This window comes from Paeniglutamicibacter sp. Y32M11 (assembly GCF_019285735.1).
Taxonomy (GTDB): domain Bacteria; phylum Actinomycetota; class Actinomycetes; order Actinomycetales; family Micrococcaceae; genus Paeniglutamicibacter.
The window spans coordinates 733956-753575 of sequence record NZ_CP079107.1 but is presented as its reverse complement, the minus strand read 5'-3'; the positions used below and the strand labels follow the sequence as shown (position 1 = coordinate 753575).

General features: G+C 60.1%; 19 protein-coding genes and 1 pseudogene. 4 read left to right on the top strand and 16 right to left on the bottom strand.

Going from position 1 to position 19620, the window contains the following annotated elements; all coding sequences use genetic code 11:
• Complete coding sequence (locus KUF55_RS03380) at positions 1-945, bottom strand: ABC transporter permease (protein ID WP_218817996.1); 945 nt, start codon at positions 943-945, stop codon at positions 1-3.
• A 17-nt stretch (positions 946-962) separates the two neighbouring features.
• Positions 963-2486, bottom strand: a complete 1524-nt coding sequence (locus KUF55_RS03375) for an ABC transporter substrate-binding protein (RefSeq protein WP_218817995.1) — start codon at positions 2484-2486, stop codon at positions 963-965.
• Between the two features lie 151 nt (positions 2487-2637).
• Here KUF55_RS03375 and KUF55_RS03370 point away from each other — a divergent pair, with 151 nt between their 5' ends.
• Complete coding sequence (locus KUF55_RS03370) at positions 2638-3054, top strand: hypothetical protein (RefSeq protein WP_132362153.1); 417 nt, start codon at positions 2638-2640, stop codon at positions 3052-3054.
• 255 nt (positions 3055-3309) lie between these two features.
• Here the strand turns inward: KUF55_RS03370 and KUF55_RS03365 are convergent, their stop codons facing one another.
• The 5 genes from KUF55_RS03365 to KUF55_RS03345 all read right to left on the bottom strand — a co-directional run bounded on the left by KUF55_RS03365 (position 3310) and on the right by KUF55_RS03345 (position 7779).
• Positions 3310-4638 (bottom strand): DUF6350 family protein, encoded by a 1329-nt coding sequence (locus KUF55_RS03365; RefSeq protein WP_132362157.1) that lies wholly within the window; start codon positions 4636-4638, stop codon positions 3310-3312.
• A 66-nt stretch (positions 4639-4704) separates the two neighbouring features.
• Positions 4705-5451, bottom strand: a complete 747-nt coding sequence (locus KUF55_RS03360) for a sulfite exporter TauE/SafE family protein (protein WP_218817994.1) — start codon at positions 5449-5451, stop codon at positions 4705-4707.
• Between the two features lie 112 nt (positions 5452-5563).
• Positions 5564-6379 carry an HpcH/HpaI aldolase/citrate lyase family protein gene (locus KUF55_RS03355; RefSeq protein ID WP_218817993.1) on the bottom strand — a complete coding sequence of 272 codons (816 nt, stop codon included), beginning with the start codon at positions 6377-6379 and terminating at the stop codon, positions 5564-5566.
• Complete coding sequence (hpaH, locus tag KUF55_RS03350) at positions 6364-7149, bottom strand: 2-oxo-hept-4-ene-1,7-dioate hydratase (protein WP_132362161.1); 786 nt, start codon at positions 7147-7149, stop codon at positions 6364-6366. Before hpaH ends, KUF55_RS03355 begins: the two co-directional genes overlap by 16 nt.
• A 111-nt stretch (positions 7150-7260) precedes the next feature.
• Positions 7261-7779, bottom strand: a complete 519-nt coding sequence (locus KUF55_RS03345; protein ID WP_218817992.1) for a DUF6328 family protein — start codon at positions 7777-7779, stop codon at positions 7261-7263.
• Positions 7780-7965: 186 nt separating this feature from the next.
• Between KUF55_RS03345 and KUF55_RS03340 the strand changes: the two genes are divergently transcribed.
• On the top strand, positions 7966-9171 hold the full coding sequence (locus KUF55_RS03340) for a MalY/PatB family protein (RefSeq protein ID WP_218817991.1): 1206 nt from the start codon (positions 7966-7968) through the stop codon (positions 9169-9171).
• A 34-nt stretch (positions 9172-9205) separates the two neighbouring features.
• Here KUF55_RS03340 and KUF55_RS03335 read toward each other — a convergent pair whose 3' ends face one another.
• From KUF55_RS03335 to KUF55_RS03315, 5 genes are all read right to left on the bottom strand, one after another.
• Positions 9206-10222, bottom strand: coding sequence for a D-2-hydroxyacid dehydrogenase (locus KUF55_RS03335; RefSeq protein WP_218817990.1), 1017 nt, complete (start codon positions 10220-10222; stop codon positions 9206-9208).
• A 503-nt stretch (positions 10223-10725) separates the two neighbouring features.
• Positions 10726-11406 (bottom strand): CE1759 family FMN reductase, encoded by a 681-nt coding sequence (locus KUF55_RS03330; RefSeq protein WP_218817989.1) that lies wholly within the window; start codon positions 11404-11406, stop codon positions 10726-10728.
• 224 nt (positions 11407-11630) lie between these two features.
• Positions 11631-12296, bottom strand: a complete 666-nt coding sequence (locus tag KUF55_RS03325) for a Pr6Pr family membrane protein (RefSeq protein ID WP_218817988.1) — start codon at positions 12294-12296, stop codon at positions 11631-11633.
• A gap of 182 nt (positions 12297-12478) precedes the next feature.
• Positions 12479-12766, bottom strand: coding sequence for a hypothetical protein (locus KUF55_RS03320; protein ID WP_132362173.1), 288 nt, complete (start codon positions 12764-12766; stop codon positions 12479-12481).
• Between the two features lie 90 nt (positions 12767-12856).
• Complete coding sequence (locus tag KUF55_RS03315; RefSeq protein ID WP_168152137.1) at positions 12857-13030, bottom strand: hypothetical protein; 174 nt, start codon at positions 13028-13030, stop codon at positions 12857-12859.
• 435 nt (positions 13031-13465) lie between these two features.
• Here KUF55_RS03315 and KUF55_RS03310 point away from each other — a divergent pair.
• Positions 13466-13912, top strand: a pseudogene (locus tag KUF55_RS03310) (SRPBCC family protein); the annotation flags it as partial.
• A 17-nt stretch (positions 13913-13929) separates the two neighbouring features.
• Here KUF55_RS03310 and KUF55_RS03305 read toward each other — a convergent pair.
• From KUF55_RS03305 to KUF55_RS03290, 4 genes are all read right to left on the bottom strand, one after another.
• Positions 13930-15489: a molybdopterin-dependent oxidoreductase gene (locus tag KUF55_RS03305; protein WP_218817986.1), complete on the bottom strand. Its 1560-nt coding sequence runs from the start codon at positions 15487-15489 to the stop codon at positions 13930-13932.
• Positions 15490-15613: 124 nt separating this feature from the next.
• The gene (locus KUF55_RS03300) at positions 15614-16450 is read right to left on the bottom strand and encodes an anti-sigma factor domain-containing protein (RefSeq protein WP_218817985.1); all 837 of its coding nucleotides are present in this window, start codon (positions 16448-16450) and stop codon (positions 15614-15616) included.
• Positions 16450-17031, bottom strand: coding sequence for an ECF RNA polymerase sigma factor SigK (sigK, locus tag KUF55_RS03295; RefSeq protein WP_168152133.1), 582 nt, complete (start codon positions 17029-17031; stop codon positions 16450-16452). The genes KUF55_RS03300 and sigK overlap by 1 nt, the downstream gene beginning before the upstream one ends.
• Positions 17032-17225: 194 nt before the next feature.
• Positions 17226-17915: a fasciclin domain-containing protein gene (locus KUF55_RS03290; protein WP_218817984.1), complete on the bottom strand. Its 690-nt coding sequence runs from the start codon at positions 17913-17915 to the stop codon at positions 17226-17228.
• Between the two features lie 565 nt (positions 17916-18480).
• Here KUF55_RS03290 and KUF55_RS03285 point away from each other — a divergent pair.
• On the top strand, positions 18481-19620 hold the full coding sequence (locus KUF55_RS03285) for a type III polyketide synthase (protein WP_218817983.1): 1140 nt from the start codon (positions 18481-18483) through the stop codon (positions 19618-19620).

Below are 19620 nucleotides of genomic sequence, written 5' to 3'. Positions count from 1 at the left end.
TTAGGCCGCCCGAATGCGCGGGTCAAGGACGGTATAGAGCATGTCCACCAACAGATTAACGATCAGCGTGATGGCCACCAGCACCATCACCACCGATTGGACGGTGAGCAGGTCGCGGTTGCCCACCGCGGCCAGCAGCATCGAGCCCAGCCCGGGAATGACAAATACGCGCTCGATGACCACCGCACCAATGATCAGCGCCGAGAACTGCACGGAGGTGACCGTCAGCACCGGAATCGCCGCGTTACGCAATCCATGTTTGGCCAGCGCGCGCAGCGGGGAGAGTCCCTTGGCGCGGGCGGTACGCAGATAGTCCTCGTGCATGATGCCCAGCACCGCGGATCGTACGTAGCGCACCAGGATGGCCGACTGCACACCGGCCAGCGCCATCACCGGCAGCACCAGCCGCGAGAGGAAGGACGAAAAACCTTCCATCGGGGCCACCCAGCCATTGGCCGGCAGCCAGCCCAGCCGCAGCGCAAAAAATGAAACCAAGACGATGCCCAGCAGGAACCCGGGGATGGCGATGCCCAGCTGGCTCAGGGCCGAGATCAGCGTGCCGCTGGGTTTGTTGTGACGCACCGCGGCAATGATGCCGGCCGGGATGGCGATGGCCAGGGCCAGCGCCATGGCCAGGACGACAAGAATCAGCGAGACCTGCACCTTGTCCGCCACCAGCGGTGAGATATCCGTGCGGGTCACATACGAGATGCCGAAGTCCCCCCGCCAGAGCCCGGAGAACCAATCCCAGTACTGCACCAGCAGCGGGCGATCCGTACCAAATTGGTGCGCGAGGGAGGCCACGATCTGCGGTGAGGCGTTTTCCCCGGCGGCAATCACCGCCGGATCCCCGGGCAGCACCCGCATCATCGCGAACACCGCGATGGTGGCAACCCATAAGGAGAGCACAAAGCGGGCCAGATTCGAGCCCAGTCGTAGCAACATCTTTTCCCCACCTACCCCTAGGACCAGGCGATGGTGGAAAGGTTCAGCGCCTCGGTGACCGAATTGGCTCCCAGACCGGTGATGCCCACCTTGGCTACCGAGATGTTCGGGAAGATGAAGAGCGTATCCACCGGCGCATCATCGGCAATGGTACGCACCACGTTTTTCATGCCGGCGATGTAGCTGGTGGTATCCCCCGCATCGGCCGCGGCCGCCGCCTCGGAGATCTTCGAGTTGTCGTACCCGATGTAGTAGTCGGGGTTGTTAAACATGGTGAGCACGTCGCGGGCCTCCACGGCGAGCACCACCGACATCTGATAGTTGTGCTTATTAAAGACCGTGTCCAGCCAGACGGCGGGGAACTCGGCGGAGGTGATCTTCGCGTCGATCCCCACATCACGCAATTGCGACTGCACGATCTCCGCCACCGCACCGGCGTAGGGGCGGGTGGGCACGGTAAAGGTGATCTTCACATTTTCCGCGCCAGCGTCCTTCAGCAGGGCCTTGGCCTTGGCCGGGTCAAAGGGGTAGAGCGAGTTCAGATCCTCGTAGTACGGGTCGGTCGGGGGCACCGGTGCGCCCACCAGCGTACCGAGTCCGTTCCACGCGGTATCGCGCACCGCCTGCCGGTCGATGGCGTAGAGCACCGCTTGGCGGACCCGCTTGTCATCAAAGGGTGCCACCTTGTTGTTCATCGACAGGATGATTTCCCCGTTGGAGGTGCCCTCGAGGACCTGGTAATCGGGGTTGGAACTAAAGGTGGAGAGCAGTTCCGGAGCCTGCATGTTGTAGATGACATCAACATCCCCGGTGCTCAGGGCGTTGGTGGTGGCGATGGCGTCGGCGAAGTAGCGCAGCTTCACGTTTTTGATGCTCGGGGCCGTGCCCCAATAGTCCGGGCGTGCGGTCAGGCCGATCGAATCCCCGCGAGCCCACGAGGTGAGCGTGTAGGGTCCGGTGCCCACCGGCGTAGTGGCCAGATCGGCAACACCCGAGGCATCAAACATGGCACCGACCAGCGTGGTCATGGAGTATAGCCAGGCCTGTGAGGGGCGCGAGAGGTTCACCGTGACGGAGGTCGGGGAATTAACCACCACGTTCTTCACCACGTCCATCTTGGACTTGAGCCCGTTCAGCCACGCCTCGGATTTAACCCGTTCAATGGAGAACTTCACGTCCTGCGCGTCGAATGCCGCACCGTTGGAGAAGGTGGCGCCCGCCACCAGCGTGAAGGTATAGGACGTGTTGGCTTGATTGGTTTCCCAGCTGGTGGCCAACAGCGGGTTGATGGCCCCGGTCTGATCCACCGCCACCAGACCCTGGTAGACGTTAGACATCAGCGCCTGCGGGATCGCCGCCCCGGCCGTGGTGGTGAAGTCCAGGTTTACCGGCTCCCCGGTTAACGCCACGGTGAGCGAGTCGGGATCGGTGGCCTGCGGGCCGGCGCCGGCGCTACAGGAGGAAAGCAGCAGGGCTGCGGTGAGTGCCGCGCCGAGCAATGCGCCGCGAATACCGCGTCGGGCCTTGGTTCTTGCCTGCATCAGCCGTTGTTCCTTCACATCGTCAATCGGGGCGCGGGGGTACCGCGGGTGTTAAAAAGTACCTGTGACAAACCATTATCGTACGCAGCGGCACCCATGTGTGACCGCCGTGGCCATAAACGTTGCACCGTTGAGGTCTAGGGTGGTTCTCATGGCTCCACATTCTTCCCCCGACGCGCGCGCCGCAATGACTCGGCTCCTGCCCTGGGCTCGCGCCACGATCATGACAATGGCTGGCACATTAATCTGTTGGTACCTGCCCCTACCCTTTAACCTCATCGGTCTGCTCTTCGCCGCCGCGGGTCTGGTGTGTGGCATCGTGACCTGCATTATCGCCCTGCGGACTCCCGCCTCCGGGATGTTGCGTATTGCCGCGCCCATCGCGACGCTGGGCTGCGTCCTGGTGGCCCTGCCGCTGGTGGTGCAGCTGGTGTTTTACGGACCCACCGTGGCCTTCAAGGATTGCACCACCGATGCGCTGACGCTGCGTAGCCAGGCGCTCTGCACGCAGCACTATCAGGAGCAGCTCATGCCCGCGGGTATGAGCACCGGTGGGTCAAAACCATGACCCTCTAACCACCGGGTGGCTCCAAGGAATGGGCCATCGTCCTGACCCAGGTGTGCGGGTAATGCGGGATCGATGTCAGCTTGCTGACCCCGCCGGCGACCCGACCACGGTAGTGGAATCGCTGCGTCGCGAGCGGTACTCGCGGCGCGGTGAGGGGTTCAACGGCTCGGTCTTCAGCGTTTGAGCGCTGGCGCAATTTACCCGGCACGTCGCGGCACACCATCCGCACCACGATCCGGGCGTGAAGCTGCGCTCCTAGCGGTCAAGCACCGGATCGTGCTCAAGTAACGGGGACACCAGGTAACCGATGGCCGTGCCCAGCGCGACCTCCGCGGCCAGGAGCACGGCGGTGAGCAGCACGTCGGGACCCACCTCGGTGAAGCGCCCGATGCCCAGCGAACCGCCGGCCAGCCAGGATCCCACCACCGAAAGCAGCCCGGCGATGATGCCCACAAACAGGCCAAGGGCCACCGTGGACAGTCCCAGGGACAGCCATCGGTAGCCGATCCGCTTGGAGATCCAGTCATCAAGGTGGTTCTCCCCCACCCGCAGGAAATACCAGCCGGCCATGAACCCGGCAAACACCGGCAGCAGCATAAAGGCCCAGGCGTAGCTCAAATCCCCGGCGGGCAGCGCCGCGAGCACCGGAACCGCGGGCAGCGGGCCCACGGTGGTTTGCAGGGTGGAGAGCGTACTGCCCACTCCCAGGGTGAAGCCACCGCCGGTGATCCAGGCCAGGGTCCACAGCGCCAGGTTCGGCATCACGCCGAGCTGGCCCAGGGTCAGCACGGCCGAACCGATCGGACCGGGGCGCAGCTGCTGGTAAACGTTGGAGACATCCACCCAATGCACGGCCAAGTTGATCGCTAGCAATCCGGAGGCGAGCGCAAAGGTGAGTAGGTAGGCCAGGGCGCCCCCGCACAATGCGGCCCAGACATAGGACCCCGCCCAGCGCGAGTGCTGGGAGGTCTTGGCGATCCAGGCTGCCGCATCAAAGCCGATGAGCCGTACCCAGGACCCGGCCTCGCGGCGGGCCCCGGTGATGACTCCGGCTCCGGCCGGGATCAGGGGAATCAATGTTGCGGCCAGCAGCGAGACGTTGGCTTCCTCGTTGTTCACCAGGAAACCGGTGAATAGCCCACAGAGCAGGTAGACGCCCAGGGCGCCAAGGATGCCCTGCCATAATTGGTCGGTATAGGAGGCTCGGGCGATGCGTCGTCCGGCACGCCAGCAGAGGAAAAACGGGATCAGGGTCAGTCCCAGCGGGATGAAGTTCAGCACCGCCGAACCGTGTGATGGGTCAATGCCGTCCCCGACCTGCAGCAAGTTGATGGGCACGCCGTGGATCAGTAGCCAGATCTGGCCGCCCATTTTGAGGACCGATTCGATGCCCCGGTCGGCGAAGCCGCCGCTGAACCAGACGGCGAACCACGGAATGACCACGAGGAACGCGGAGAATAGGGCCGCCTGCATGAACTCGAAGGCTCCCTGCAGGAATAGCGGCATGGGCCATCCGGTACTCAACCGTTGGCGGGCAGCATTTAGCGCAGCTGCGGCGGGCGGCTGCTTTTTCTTCTCACTCATCGTGTCCCATCGTGCCATCGAAGTGCCTGTGATCCCCTGATTGACGCGGTTTACCGCCCCGCCACCTTAGAGCGCGCGCAGTCCACTGATGAGCGCGGTGATCGCTCCGAGGAAGGCAATACACAGGACAAAGAAGCGGGCGTGCTTGTCACTAACCACGCGCTGGACCCGCTCACCAATGAACACCCCGACCCAGATAAATACCGCCACACCGATCCAGGCCCAGAGCGGCATGACCGGCAGCGCGGCGGGGGTGGTGATGAATTTCATCCCGATGGAGATCAAACCCGTCACCACAAAAAACGGCTGCAGGGTTGCGGCGAAGGGCCGTTGCGGCCAGCGGGCCAATACCGCGTAGGCGCTCACCGCCGGTCCACCCACACCCGCCATCGCGTTGGTGAGCCCGGAGAGGAAACCGGCACTGGATTTGGGGAGCTGACCGCTCACCGTGACATTGGCGCGTGCGAGGATCAGCGAAAGTAGCAGTGCCGCCAGGACCACCGCCCCCACCACGATCGACAGCGGTGCCGCGGGTAGCGCTCCGGCCAGCAGCGCCCCGATGACGGAGCCGATGATGGAAAAGGAGCACAGCCAGCGGAACATCGACCAGTCGATGTCCTTCCACACCCGCGGCATGATGATCGCCGAGGAGAGCACTCCACAGATGTTCACCAGGAAGACGCCCTCGTGGGCGCCAAGCATGATCACGAGGAAGGGGGAAACGAGCATGGCGAACCCGAGGCCCGCAACTCGCTGAGCGATGGCACCGATGACGACCATGCCGAGCACGACGAAGATGAGGGAGAGTTCCATTAGATCGACCCTATCGGCTCCGCGCTGTGGCCCGAAACGCACGGCGGCCCCGCGGGAGGTAAGTTCCCGCGGGGCCGCCGTACCAAAAACACGATGTCTTCGTCGGTGATGCTTAGTAACTGGCGGGAGTTCCGTCCGCGCTGTGGTTTCCGGCACCGAACTTCGCGGCCAGGGCCTCGGAGCCACGGGCCAACATCGCAACGTCTGCACCGACCCCGACGTAGTGGGCACCACAGGCAATGTAGCGCTTGGCCGAGGCCTCGGTGAAGGCGTTAACCCCCACGTATTTGCCGGCCTTACGGCCCGCCGTGATGGCGGTTTCCACGGCGTTGATGACCTCTGGGTGTTCCTGCTGACCGATCACACCCATCGAGGCGGCGAGGTCGGAGGGGCCAATGAAGATGCCGTCAACTCCCTCGGTGGCCACGATCTCATCAACATTGGTCACCGCCTGAGCGGATTCGATCTGCACCATCAACGTCACGGTTTCACTCGCGTGTGTGAGGTAATCCGGAATCCGGTTCCAACGTGCCGAGCGTGCCAGGGCCGAACCCACACCGCGGACCCCCATGGGCGGGTAATGGCAGGCCGCGACGGCCGCGCGAGCGTCGTCGGCGTTGTTAACCATCGGCACAATCAGTGACTGCACCCCCAGATCCAGATACTGCTTGATCACCACGGTGTCGTTAACCGGGGGGCGAACCACCGGGATGACGGGGTAGCCGCGGACGGCCTGAAGCTGGGCCAGGATGGATTCGAGTCCATTGGGCGAATGCTCGGCATCGATGAAAATCCAGTCGAATCCGGCTCCGGCGCAGATCTCGGCGATGAGCGGGGATCCGGAGCAGACCCAGATGCCTGCGAGCGAATGATCCGCGTCCTTCAGCGCGTCCTTCAGGGACGGATCGGCCTCTAGGCGAAATGACATGTCACTGTCCCCATTCGTCCGTAGTCGGCAAAGACCGTGTCACCCTTGTCCACCCACATGGGGCGGGTGAAGGAGCCTGCCAGGATGATTTCCCCGGCGTTGAGTTTATCGCCGTGGGCGGCGATCTTATTGGCCAGCCAGTAGACTCCGGCGGCCGGGTGGTTCAGCACCCCTGCGGCGACACCGGTCTCCTCGACCACCTGGTTTTTGAACAGGATGCCCGAGACCCAGCGCAGGTCTAGGTCGGAGGGCTTCATCGGGTTGCCGCCGATGACCATGGCTCCCATGGCGGCGTTGTCGCTAATGGTGTCCACGATGGTGCGGCCCTCCATCTCGATGCGCGAGTCAAGGATTTCCAATGCCGGGATGACATATTCGGTGGCATTCAAAACATCGAAGATGTTGGCGTTGGGACCCTCAATGTCCTTGTTGAGCTTGAAGGCCAGCTCCATTTCAACGCGCGGGTGGGTGTATTTGTCCCATTCGACGCTGGCGCCGGAGTCGAGCACCATGTCATCAAAGATGATGCCGTAGTCCGGTTCCGTGATTCCCGTGGCCATCTGCATGGCACGGGACGTCAGTCCGATCTTGCGACCGGTGAGGATGCGGCCGTTGGCCTCCGACCGCTGACGCCAGAGATTCTGGACCCGGTAGGAATCTTCGATGGTCATCTCGGGGAAGCGGGCGGTCAGGCGCTTGACCGGCACCCGGTCTTGGCCCGCCTGCACGAGTTCATCGGCGATCTGGGTGATGGTCTCATCATTGAGCATGCTGGCCGCGGCCCTTCTAAAGTTCTGGATGCATGGTGTGCGGTATGCGGCGCCCCGTCACATGAGGACGCAGGTCACACTCTGAACATCGTATCCAATGGGTCGCGAACATCACATTTGCGGGTCGATTGTTTCCCCCGCACCAGCTACCTGCGACGGTTCTGCGGGGATCGAGGACCGCGGTTTGATGATTCGGGGTAAGACAAACAGCAGGAAAATGGCCGCCAGCATGGTCAGTCCGCCGATGATGGCACCAATCGCCCAGCCATAGAGGACCTGGATAACAAACCAGACGCACCCTGCCACCAGCATCCCCACGCCCATGATCACGATCTTGGAGATAACGTGTCCCATGTGAACGGTGGTGACCTTCACCCGATGTCCGAAGAGGTGGCGGTGCACGGCGACCGGGGTGACCAGCAGGATGATCAGCAGCGCCGAGAAGACCAAGAGCACCAGGTAGAAGATCCGTTCGGCATGCTCAAGATTCACGAATCCGGCCTGAAAGGGCAGGACCACTAGGAAAGCTGCCAGAATCTGCGCACCCGTCTGCATGACTCGAAGCTCCTGCATGAGCTCGTTCCAGTTCCGGTCCAGTCGTTCCTCAACGCTCTCGCGGCGTCCGCTCATCGTTCTCCCCCCATACCTTAGTTGGCGTTCGGGGCCGGATCTCTCTGCGGAAAATGATCCCTCGAAGGTGGCATCGGTGGCCCGCGTCCCGACCTCCTCCCAACCTATACAACTTGGCCGCCCATGGGCCGAAGAAAACCAAAATTCTCTGGGTCTTTACCCATCGATCGCGTCTAAGCTGGCTAAATGAGTGTCCACCCCTATGATCAGCTCACCGTTGAGCAATTGCGCCACGCTGGATCTCGGAAGTGGTCCGAGTACCCTCACGCGCTCGGTGCGGGACTGGCCGAAATGGATTTCGGAACTGCTCCTGGCGTGATCGAGGCCGCCCAACAGACCCTGGCCCATGGGCTGACCGGTTATGCACCAACGTGGTTGGTCCACGATATGCAATTGGCCACCGCGTCCTGGTTGGACAACAGATTTTCTTGGTCGATCGACCCTCAGCAGGTGAGGCCACTGAACTCCATCGAGGCAGCGCTCGAAGCGGCGATCATGCACTTTTCACCGCGTAACCGTCGCAATGCCCCGCTGGTTTTGCTCACCCCTGCCTACATGCCCTACATCGCTGCGGCATCACGCTTTGGCCGAGAATCCATAGAAGTGACGATGCTCCGGACCGATTCCGGGTGGGAGATCAATTGGACGGCGTTAGAGCAAGCACTTTCCGGAGGGGCACTACTGATTCTGGTCAATCCGCACAATCCGATCGGCAAGGTCTATTCGCGTGCGGAGCTGCTCAGAATCTGTGACCTCGTTGAGGCCACGGGTTCGCGAGTTTTCGTCGATGAGGTCCATTCGCCGCTGGTTTTCGAAGGTGCTTCGCACCTTCCCTATGCCACAGTAGTGCCGGCAGCGGCAGCTCATAGTGTCACGGCTGTTGGCGCTACCAAGGCGTTTAATCTCTCGGGCCTCAAGTGCGCGCAACTCATTTTGAGCAACTCTGCGGATCTCGACTTGTGGGCGAGGGTGGGACAGATTCCGGAAAGTTGCGCAGCCAATGTTGGGCTCGCTGCCACCACTGCCGCTTACAGTACCGGCACCGGGTGGCTTGACGGGGTGGTCGACTATCTTGATCACTCACGGATGTTGCTCGGCGAGCTCATCAAGCGACATCTTCCCCACGTCGGTTACCAACCCCCGCAAGGGACTTATCTCGGATGGCTCGATGTTTCACAACTAAACCTCGATCCCGATGCCGCAAGGTTCTTCCTGGCCGAGGCCCAGGTCGCACTGATTAACGGCAGTGATTGCGGTAGCGGCGGCCAGGGCTTTGTGCGGCTGAACTTTGCTACCCCACATCCAGTGCTAGGTGGCATGATCCACCGCATGGGAGCGGCAGTGGATGGCTGCGACAACAAGGACATCACCGACCCGGAGTTCGCGCAGTAACTCGGACCCATAGAGTTTGCGGCGGAATGGACCCTCAATATCCAGCGTGCGGATCGTATCGATTGATCAGTTCTTCGCCGTCGAGAAAACGTCGAATGTTTTTGATGAACAACTCCACGAGCCGGGTGTTCTCCGCATCAACGTTTGCTGCGCAATGTGGTGAGAGCACAAGGTTCGGAGCCTTCCACAGCGGGTCACCTTGCGGCAACGGCTCGGGACTCGCGACATCAAGCACCGCTCCCCCAAGACGCCCGCTCACCAGCGCCGCTAGGAGCGCATCTTGATCCAGTACCGGACCCCGGGCCAGATTCACCAGGATGCTCCCCTTCTTCATGGCGGAAATTTGTTGCTCGCCGAAAAGGCCCCTAGTTTCCTGGGTTAAGGGACAGGATAGGACCACGACGTCATAGCTTTCCAGCTGGCAATCGTTGAGATTCACCGAGTTTTCAAATGGTTGCCCGAGGTCTCGCCCGCTCCGGGTGGTCCCGTCGCAGCTCACGCCCATGAAGCTCAACGTTCTGGCCACCTCGCGCCCAATGCTTCCCGCTCCCACCATCAAGGCTCTGCGGCCATACAAGGTGCTCGAATGCCCGCCTGACCAGACCTCCGTCTGTCGTCGGGCTTCCAACGCTGGTAGGTCTCTGACGAAGTAGAGCAGTCCCGCCAACGCAAATTCGGCCAAGGGCTTGGCATGAACTCCCGCTGCGGTGGTAATCAGCATCGTATTGTCGTGATGTCCCAGGGCTTCGGCCCGTGCCCCCACGCCTGCTTGGGTTGCTTGTATCCAACGCAACTTGGGACTTTTTTCACGCCAGTCTTGGGGTTCCCACCAGTCGAAATCGAACATGATCGTAGCGTTGGCAAGATGCTCCCGCCATTGTTCCAACTGGCTTGAGGTTAGCTCTCGAACATTGCCCCAGTGATCAGCGGAAAATTGTGGAATGGGCAACAGTTCGGGGCAATAAATGACGTCAACCTGAGGCACTTCGTCGGTGATCCGTTTAATGAGTTCCGCATCAAGAAATGAGCAGATGAGTACCTGTGGACGCATGGATATCCGTCGTACCTTTCGGTCAGAAGCATTCGGGCGGCGGCAGTTCATGGCGGTATTTTGCCTTTCGTCATACCAACGACACGACGAAGGGCAGAACCACTCTTCCGACAGGCTACCGTCACCGGTTGGTTAGGCTGCGTCTGTGACTTCCCACGCAGCTGAACCCACGATTCTTCCTGGGGTCAAAGTTCCAGAGCATCATCGATTATTCGTCTCGCTGTTTGGTATTTACGGTCATCGATTTTGCGTTTGAAAAAGCGTGGCATCGTCGATAGTCGGCAGATCAATGGTCGAGACAGGTACACGCTCTCGCCCCATGCCATCGAAGCGTAAGACCCGCCACGGGATTCGTTTCTCGCAGATTCGCATGTGGTTTGGATCAGGCACCGCTGGGCCAGAACATGGAGACGGGGCGGTATCCGGTTCAACCGAATACCGCCCCCACGCCATAATTAGAAGCCGCGCAGCATTCACCACCATGAGCGGGAAGCGGACCTTCGCTACTTCGACTGGATATTTGCCAGTAACTGTTCGAACGGCAACGAGCTCATCGTGTCGCGTGGATTGGCGTTTTCGCTCACGCGCGGAGCGATGGACCGAGTATCCCCCAAGTCCTGCGTCAGGGCAGTTGCTCCATTGGTTCCGGCGATGGAAAGTGCCATTTCTGCGCCTGCGCGCAGTTCCCGTTCTGCCAGAGCGCCCTGCCCCTGGTCAGCGCCCCAGTCCTCGGGGGAAGCGAAGACGGACGTGGGCATGATGCGCGCTCGCAGGTAAGCGAAGATCGGACGCATGGCATAGTCAACCACGAGGTTGTGTCGAGCACTTCCCGCGGTTGCCGCAAGAATCACGGGCTTGTCCTCAAGTGCTTTTGGATCCAGAACATCGATGAACGACTTGAACAGCCCAGACACCGAAGCGGTGAAGACCGGCGATACGGCAATCAAGCCGCTGGCCTGCGAAACTGCTTTGATGGCCTCGGACAGACGCGGTGGGGCGTAACCGGTGAGAAGGTTGTTACTGATATCGACGGCATAGTCGCGCAATTCCAAAACCGTCAGATCTGCTTGGATACCTTTGGCGGCCAGTTCCCTCACTGTTGCCTCCCCGAGCTGGCGACCCAGCAGGCCCGAGGTTGATGGAGTGCCAAGGCCTCCGGAAATGACTACAATGTTCTGGCTCATGGTGCGTGCTTCCCTCTCAAGAAATACATGTGTTTGCATGTAAAACCACGGAGGATGAAAATTCATTCCCGACGGGGTACTTTTTTATTAACGGGTGCCGGCCTTCGCGGGACCGAGCATGTTCCGCCCGGGAACTACGCTGAGGCTCGTCGTAGTTGATTGGTCCACACGCGAATTTATGTGACCCGAGAGATGTTGGCTGCCAAGAACCACCGACGATAGAACTAGGCAGTCCGTCGACGAAGGCGGCTGACCCACAGAACTCCGGCGCCCACGACACCGATAACCGCGGCAATCAGCGCAATGTAAAAGGCGACGGAGAAGTAGCCATTGGGGCTGATATTCGGATCAAGGAACGGATACGGGTACCACGCCACGTTGGTGCGCGGATCCAGAACCAACACACCTCGGGCCAAGGTATAGCCGGCCCAGAGTATGGGGAAGGCGATGATCCCCCACAGTGCCGTTGATTTTAGCGGCCGGCGACCAGGCGCAATCAGCCAATCTAGGACAATGATGGCCGGGGCAATGACATGCAGAACCTCATTGGACCACGGAACCGTGGCTCCTTGCGGCAGTTCAATGCCACGCAGCAACAAGTTATAGACCACACCCGTGGTCGCCATGTAGGTGGTCACTGCCGCCCTGATCATGCTCCAGCCACGAGACTCACCACGCTTCGACAGCGTGAAAATTCCGACGAACAGCACGACAGCCGCCAACACGTTGGATTCGATCGTAAAGAACGAGAAGAAGTTTTGGACAACAAACTCGACTTCTCCCGTGCCGGCTTCCTCATTCGTGATGCTTCGTTGCATTTGAACGACGACTGCGGCAACGATGGCCGCAGTTCCCCCGATGCGCAAAAGGTATGCCAAGACGCGTCTCATATTAGGTGCAGGTCCCTTTCGTGGTCCGTCTCCACAGCCTAATCGGATTCGGCCCCACACCCGCGACAAAACACCTAGCCCACAACAGCTATTTGGATTGTCCCTTTAATTCGACGTAGGTCATCGACCGGTCGAGGAACCGACCGGTCGATGACGTACGAATCATTGATGCCCGGTGCCAGTTATGCTGCCGGGTGCTTATGCTCGGTGTCTCCAAAACCGAAGGCCGTGGGTCCCCGGAGAATGCGGAATACACCTAGAAGGGCGACCAAAACGCCAATAATAAATCCGATCCATAGCGGGCTCAGCGTGCCTCCGACGGCGACGGCACCGGTGATGATGAACAGTAGGAACAACAATGCTGTGAGTCCACCGCCGATCAACAAACCATTGGCATGGTGTTGCCGAGGTACTTTCGGCTTGGCCACCGGCTCCTCACGTGGTGCTGGAATGTGTGCGTCCTGAGTCATGGGATTTCACCTCCCCTCAATGTCCAAAGTGCTTGCCTTCCGCGGCGTTCGCAGTCACGGAAATGAACCGCGACCATGATCCGCGGTGTATTACCCCGCGTCGAAGCGCCCCTCGTCATCGGCATCCGGATGCTTGGGGCCGTCATTACCGGAACCATCGGGTAGCTGATCGGTAGCGATCTTCCGTCGTTTGCCCATATCAGGGGACAGAGCGGCTTCTACTTCTTCTTCGTGGCGTGAGTTGATGTTGGATTGAATGTTCATCGCTATCCTCGATTTGAACGAGTGCCAAGTGGTCCCAAAGTGGGTGCGCTGTCAGGTGGCGAGACGATGCCAGGTCACTCGGGCCGGTTCACCGCGGCCATTCTTCGCCGAACGTGGATATCCAGAGGAAACTCCGCTAACTAGAGCGCACTTCTATGGGGTATCAGTTCCATGGCTCTTTCCATGCAGTCACCAGGCTCCCACTAGCGGTCGGATCCCGACATTCAGCCGTCCGACCTATCTCCGAGACTACGCCTGGCGTCATGGACTTTCTAGGTTTTTCCGGCACGTACGTGGGACCAGACGATGTCGCCCCAAGCTGCCGGGCCACGGTTCACCATGGTTCAGGGGCGCACTCCCAGCGTCAGAATTCTTCCTAGAGACAATCTTGAGGTTTACCCCAACCGCCCAACAAAAGAGGCATAGCCTGATGCCATGGAAAAGATCTATGAGTTCTACATTCAAACAACCCCGGAAAAATTGTGGGAGGCGCTCACCGACCCAGCTCAGACGCCGAAATACTACTTCGGCAACACCTTCGTCACCGATTGGATGGTTGGTTCCGAATACACGACGGTAAATCCTCATGCTCACGGTCCGCTGGGACGAGGCACCATATTGGAGGCCGACGCACCTCGCCGCCTGTCCCTGACGATGACCGCGCCCTGGGACGAAGCGGTCACCGCCGAGGGTGCTTCCCGGGTCACTTATGAAATCAGCCAGGTCGAGGATTCTTGCCTGCTAACGATCACCCACGATCAGCTCAGGGTCGACGCTAACGAACAGCTGTTCGGCGGCTGGCCAATGATCCTATCCGGCTTGAAAACATGGTTGGAAACTGGGCGCACCCTGACTACTCCCGGATCGCTCATGTACACCTAGCTGGCTAGCGGGGCGAACTACTGGACGGAGAACTGAACACGCTGCCAGCCACTGGCCCCGTTTGGTACTGGATCAGCCTTGTCGCTGGTTTGCATCTCGCCCTGAGCATCGAAGGCCCGGACGCTGACGGTGTGGTTGCCCGAGGTACCGCCGTCCCACTCATAGCGCCACTGCCGCCAGGTGTCCACAGAGGCCTCGGCGCCCAGCTCAGTGTCCTTCCAATCGCCGTCATCGATTTGTACCTGAACCTTGGAGATGCCTCGGGTCTGCGCCCAGGCAGTTCCGCCCATAACTACTTTTCCGGCCGGAACACTGGCGAACGAACGCGGCACATCCACCCTCGAAGACAGCTTAATGGGTCCTCGATCCGACCAGCCGCGCGTGGTCCAGTAAGCGGCCTTGTCTTCGAATCGAGTGACTTCTAGGTCAACGACCCACTTAGTAGCGGACACATAGCCATAGAGTCCGGGAACCACCATACGGACAGGGAATCCGTGCTCTAGCGGCAACGGCTCTCCGTTCATGCCGATCGCCAGCAATGCCATGCGGTCATCTGTGAGGATCTCAAGCGGCGTCGAGGCGCTGAAACCGTCGATCGAGGTCGAAAGGACCATGTCGGCACCTTCCTTAGGCACCGCGCGCTCCAGTAGCTGGCGCAGCGGATAACCCAACCACTTTGCGTTTCCCACCAGCTGCCCACCGACGGGGTTTGAAACACAGGTCAGAGTCAGATAGGTTTCCACGAGGTCCTCGGCCAACAGCTCGTCGAAGCTCAGGGTGAATTCCTTTTCGACCATGCCGTGGACGCGAAGCGACCATTCGGAAGGGTTGATCCGCGGTACCGAAAGTGCCGTATCAATCCGGTAAAAATCCTTGTTCGGGGTGATGAATTTCGGCATACCCGACAGCTCGATCTGTGCATCGGCCGGTGGAGCCTGAGCCAAGACCTTCGCCGGTGGCAGTCCGAGAGCCGCACGGGCTGAATCGGCAACGTTCCTTGCGGTGGCCAGCGACTTACCCACGCCCGTAGCTACTGCGGCACCTACCAGGGAAAGGACGGAACCCAACAGAAAGTTCCTCCGTGAAGAGCCTGAGGCTGGAACCGCATCCGAGCCAGTGGACCTGCTCTTAGCTGCAAGCTTGGTAAGCCACCGCAGCGTGGCCAGACCGGCCACCGCGCCCAGGATGATGGGTGTCAGGTCAACAAGTCCGGTTGCGGGCCGGGACAGCACAGCCCCCCCGATCACCGCTGCAAGGACCACGATGGAGCCAGCAGCCAAGGCAAAACTACGCCTTGCCAAGATCCCCAGCAGTACCGCGGCGATGGCCACGACCACGCCAATGGAGATGAATAGTGCCAGTTTATCGTTGGTCCCGAAGGTGGCAATGGCGAAGTCTTTAAGCCACGGTGGGGTCAGATCGATGAAGACCGATCCCATAGCCACCAGTGGCGCCGAAGAGGTCGCGAAGAACGCCGACATCAATTGAGCTACGGAAAAAAGCACCGCGGCCGATGCGAAACCTGCAAGCCCGAAGGCTCCCAGGTCTCGCAGCTTCTTTGCTGGCAACTTGTTCATGAATCCACCCACCCGTACGTTGTGATGCTTTTGCCCCCTGCTCTTGCGGGGAACATCTAGTCACTACGTATTCGGAACGCTACCATTGGCGGATTGGAAGTCCGAGGCCTTTTCCCGAGGGGCCTTAAAGCTCCTGGACCAGAATGGGATCGGTGGTTGGCGCCGGCGACCCCGTGGCAGGTTCCACGGTGATTCCGAAGTGGGTCACGCCCTCCATGGCCCCAGAAACCATCACCATTCCATCGGCATTGGCACCATTAACAAGCCCCGCAGATACCGCCCCCGTGCCGGAGATCAGCCAGAGTTCATATGCCTTGTCGCCGGGCAAAGCAGGCAATCCCGCGGTGGTCACCGCCATCTTGCCTTCGGTGGCCGAGTAGGCCAGAGTGACTCGGGCTCCGTCGTCCATTTTCTGGGTCTTTGACCTGACATCGGATGCCGTCAGGATGCGGGTCAGCTCTGATTGTTGGGTGCTCAAGGCAGCCAACTGTTCCTCAAGCTTTTGTTGCTGCGCGTTTTGGTTGACCACCACTCCGCCCAGCACTCCACCTGCCACCAGCAGCACTCCGGCAGCCAGGGCAAACATCCGCTGGTTGGATTTGGCCGGGGCGGATGGGGCCGGTTGGACGGCAGGTTCGGTTGACTGCTGAGCGATACGATCATCTACCGGGACGGAACCCGAGGGTTCCTGGGCATCGTGGGCAGGAACGTCCCGCTGAACGTCGAGGGGCGGTAGCTGTGGGGTAGTACGAATGGAGGCCATAACGTTGGCCTTGAGGCTAGCCGGAGGGGTTACCGGCTCGGCGGAAAGGCCAAGAAGGGCAGCGGTTTCCTGCAATGCGTCAAGTTCATCTTGAACCTCGTCCGAGGCTTCGGCATGTCGTAGCAGTTCGTCGCGTTCCTCCTCCCCCAGTGCGTTCAGGGCGAAGCTGGCGGTCAGCTCGTTCTTGTGCTTTTCCATTACGCCACTCCCATCAGGTCTCTAAGTTTGTTCATTCCATCGCGTATTCGTGTTTTTGCGGTTCCCACCGGGATCTTGAGTAACTCAGCCACCTCAAGGTGGGTGAATCCGCCAAAGTAGGCCAACCGAATGGCGTCGCGCTGTGTCTCGCTAAGCCGTTCCAGGGCTTGGTTCACCCGGAGACTTTCATCGTGCAGGATGGCCGTTTCCTCAACGTCATCGTAGCTAGCCTGAAAGTCCTTGATCCCTTCGCGCAGATCGCGGTCTTTACTAGCTTGACTGGCCCGAACTCGGTCCACAGCTCGGCGGTGTGCCAAGGTCAGTAGCCAGGTGATGGCCTTACCTCGGGACTCGTCGTAGCGTGCGGCCTGTTGCCAAGCTTCGACGAATACCTCTTGCGCTACTTCTTCGCTTTGCGCCTGATCTTTCAGGATGCGTCGGACCAGACCAAAGACCTGGGGGGAGACACGGTCGTAGAGTTCCTCAAAGGCGTTCTCGTTGCCTGTCGCGATCCGGAGCATCAGTTCTTCTGTAGTGGGCGCGGAGGTTTGGTCCGTTCCACCGGATAGATGTGAGCTCATGCGATAAAGCGTCTCATGCATTCCAAACCCCGTCCGTCATCTTTTCTGGTGCGTCGGGAAGGAAAACAAGTTTTCCGCCGGTCCGCGCCAACCAGTCGATGTCCATCGACCACAGGGGGCCGGTGTTTGATGGAGGGGACCATCAGACACCAACCCCCTGTTGGGTTGCCTTACCGTTGCGTCAGTCGCAGCAGTTACTTCTTGGCCGGCGGCATCAGCACGGTGTCAACCAGGTACACCGTGGCGTTGGCGGTCTGGACGCCACCGCAAATGACCGAGGCGCCGTTGACCATGAGCTTGTCGCCGCTACCGGTGACCTTCAGGTCCTGGCCTTCTACGGTCTTGTGGGATCCGGCGATATCACTCGGGGCGATCTGGCCGGGGACCACGTGGTAGGTCAGAATCTTGCTGAGCGTGTCTGCATCAGCAACGACTGCCTTGAGATCCTTTTCAGGAATGGCTGCGAAAGCCTCGTCAACCGGTGCGAAGACCGTGAACTCGTCGCCATTGAGAGTATCAACCAGGTCGACCTTCGGGTTGAGCTTGCCGGACACCGCGGCGGTGAGGGTCTTCAGCAGGGGGTTATTGGAGGCTGCAACAGCAACCGGATCCTTGGCCATTCCAGCTACCGAACCCTCGCCGCTGGGTACTGCCTTAGCGTAGGCGGCGCAGCCCGAACCAACGAGATTGGCTGCCGGGTCCATGGCCGATTCGCTGGCCATGGCCGAGCTGCTCGGGGCTGCCGAGGCGCTGGACGAAGGAGCCGATGAGCTCGGTGCCATCGATTCTGCGGTTTGGGATCCCGACGAGCAGGCCGTCAGACCTACGGTTGCAACTGCGATAACTCCGAGTGCTGCAGCAAACTTGCGGTTCATGCGCTTCATGACATTCTCCTTGTCTGGCGTCGACCGTGGTCTCCGCACCTTCCCAATCCCCTTGGTTGGGGCGGGCTGTCATGAAGCATTCGGTGCCGGTGGGGAAACGGATTGGAAACTTCTCAAAAAAGTTTTCGCGCCGTGAATATCTTGTGAATCCGCTGTTTTCTTCCGCGTTGGACATGGAAGAAGCGGAGAAGATGAATGTTCTTCTCCGCTTCTTGTAAACGTTCTCCAATCATCAAGTTGCTCAGTGTTTCTTGATGTGGGCTACCTGTTCCGATTCAGTCATCGGCGCGTTCTTCGAGCGCTTCTCCGCGCGTCGAGCCTTGATGGACTTACCGGCAGGCTTCTTGTGTTCATGTTTGTGTGGGGATTTGTCTGGCATCAATTACCTCTCACCCTCGGGCTGGGATCTTTTACGACCCTGGTTGGTCTCCCGAAACCGAGAATACTCCTGAGAGTCATCAGATACCAGCATTTTTCCTTGATCTCTTCCTTGCGGTCGGCTCTCGCGAGTGCTGCCATGATCTGACCCTTTACGCCGACTGCATCCGGCAATAGGCTCGGCAATATGCCAGTCATGATGAGAACGATCCAGACAGCTGTTCCCCCCACGATCCTTTACCAAGACAAGACCAGAGATGTTTTCGCCGCGCAGCCCAACTTGACGAGGCTGGGCCACCGCCTGATCAGCACCTCATTTGACTCCGCTCAGATCTCCACTCGGCACACCGCAGTCACCGAATTCACCACATCCTCGGTGGCGGAGAACCCCCTATTCTTTGATGCCGATTCCGGGCTCCTATTGCGGCCCAGCACCAAGGAACGCAACCAGGTCTTCGTGGCCACGGCTCCGGGACTTTACATCGAATCTGCACAAAAGGCTCTAGACGCCTGCCCTGATTTGGGGCCAGAAGATATCACCCACGTGATCACGGTGTCCTGTACCGGCTTCTACAACCCCGGACCCGACTACCAATTGGTCAGGGCGCTCGGGCTCAGTCCCGCAACCCAGCGATACCATCTGGGATTCATGGGATGCTACGCAGCATTCCCGGCCCTGCGAGCGGCCAAAAGCTTCTGCGACGCCGATCCGGATGCCGTGGTCTTGGTGGTCTGCGCCGAGCTGTGCTCCATTCACGTGCGCAGCTCCAGCGATCCCGACACCATCATGGGCTCAGCACTCTTTGCCGACGGAGCAGCAGCTGCGGTTGTTTCGGCTCGCGAGTTTGCCGGTCCGGGAATGCAATTGGACTATTTCGAAACCGTCCTGACTCCCGTGGGAGAGGATGCCATGGCATGGAACATCGGAGACGAGGGCTTCGAAATGGTGTTGGGGACCTACGTCCCGCACATCATTGACGACCATATTGCTGGCGCCTTGGAACCATTGTTCGCCCGTGACCCCTCAACGAGCCCCACGTACTCGGATATTGAGCACTGGGGCATCCACCCCGGCGGTCGGGCCATCTTGGATCGCGTCCAAAAACGCCTCGAGCTCACCGACGAACAGCTGATACCCGCCCGGCGGATCCTCAACGACTACGGCAACATGTCCAGCGCCACGGTGATGTTCGTGCTCAAAAGCATCATGGAAGAGAACCTCGCCCGGCCCGAATCCTCCGGCGAGCGCGTGTGTTCTATGGCTTTTGGTCCTGGCTTGACGGTGGAAACTGCGCTGATGACCTTGGTGCCAGGGACCAACGGTTGA

Excerpts from the sequence above, each read along its gene's own strand:
- KUF55_RS03380 (WP_218817996.1), bottom strand. The coding sequence starts at position 945 with ATGTTGCTACGACTGGGCTCGAATCTGGCCCGCTTTGTGCTCTCCTTA.
- KUF55_RS03375 (WP_218817995.1), bottom strand. The coding sequence starts at position 2,486 with ATGCAGGCAAGAACCAAGGCCCGACGCGGTATTCGCGGCGCATTGCTC.
- KUF55_RS03370 (WP_132362153.1), top strand. The coding sequence starts at position 2,638 with ATGGCTCCACATTCTTCCCCCGACGCGCGCGCCGCAATGACTCGGCTC.
- KUF55_RS03365 (WP_132362157.1), bottom strand. The coding sequence starts at position 4,638 with ATGAGTGAGAAGAAAAAGCAGCCGCCCGCCGCAGCTGCGCTAAATGCT.
- KUF55_RS03360 (WP_218817994.1), bottom strand. The coding sequence starts at position 5,451 with ATGGAACTCTCCCTCATCTTCGTCGTGCTCGGCATGGTCGTCATCGGT.
- KUF55_RS03355 (WP_218817993.1), bottom strand. The coding sequence starts at position 6,379 with ATGTCATTTCGCCTAGAGGCCGATCCGTCCCTGAAGGACGCGCTGAAG.
- hpaH (WP_132362161.1), bottom strand. The coding sequence starts at position 7,149 with ATGCTCAATGATGAGACCATCACCCAGATCGCCGATGAACTCGTGCAG.
- KUF55_RS03345 (WP_218817992.1), bottom strand. The coding sequence starts at position 7,779 with ATGAGCGGACGCCGCGAGAGCGTTGAGGAACGACTGGACCGGAACTGG.
- KUF55_RS03340 (WP_218817991.1), top strand. The coding sequence starts at position 7,966 with ATGAGTGTCCACCCCTATGATCAGCTCACCGTTGAGCAATTGCGCCAC.
- KUF55_RS03335 (WP_218817990.1), bottom strand. The coding sequence starts at position 10,222 with ATGCGTCCACAGGTACTCATCTGCTCATTTCTTGATGCGGAACTCATT.
- KUF55_RS03330 (WP_218817989.1), bottom strand. The coding sequence starts at position 11,406 with ATGAGCCAGAACATTGTAGTCATTTCCGGAGGCCTTGGCACTCCATCA.
- KUF55_RS03325 (WP_218817988.1), bottom strand. The coding sequence starts at position 12,296 with ATGAGACGCGTCTTGGCATACCTTTTGCGCATCGGGGGAACTGCGGCC.
- KUF55_RS03320 (WP_132362173.1), bottom strand. The coding sequence starts at position 12,766 with ATGACTCAGGACGCACACATTCCAGCACCACGTGAGGAGCCGGTGGCC.
- KUF55_RS03315 (WP_168152137.1), bottom strand. The coding sequence starts at position 13,030 with ATGAACATTCAATCCAACATCAACTCACGCCACGAAGAAGAAGTAGAA.
- KUF55_RS03305 (WP_218817986.1), bottom strand. The coding sequence starts at position 15,489 with ATGAACAAGTTGCCAGCAAAGAAGCTGCGAGACCTGGGAGCCTTCGGG.
- KUF55_RS03300 (WP_218817985.1), bottom strand. The coding sequence starts at position 16,450 with ATGGAAAAGCACAAGAACGAGCTGACCGCCAGCTTCGCCCTGAACGCA.
- sigK (WP_168152133.1), bottom strand. The coding sequence starts at position 17,031 with ATGAGCTCACATCTATCCGGTGGAACGGACCAAACCTCCGCGCCCACT.
- KUF55_RS03290 (WP_218817984.1), bottom strand. The coding sequence starts at position 17,915 with ATGAAGCGCATGAACCGCAAGTTTGCTGCAGCACTCGGAGTTATCGCA.
- KUF55_RS03285 (WP_218817983.1), top strand. The coding sequence starts at position 18,481 with ATGCCAGTCATGATGAGAACGATCCAGACAGCTGTTCCCCCCACGATC.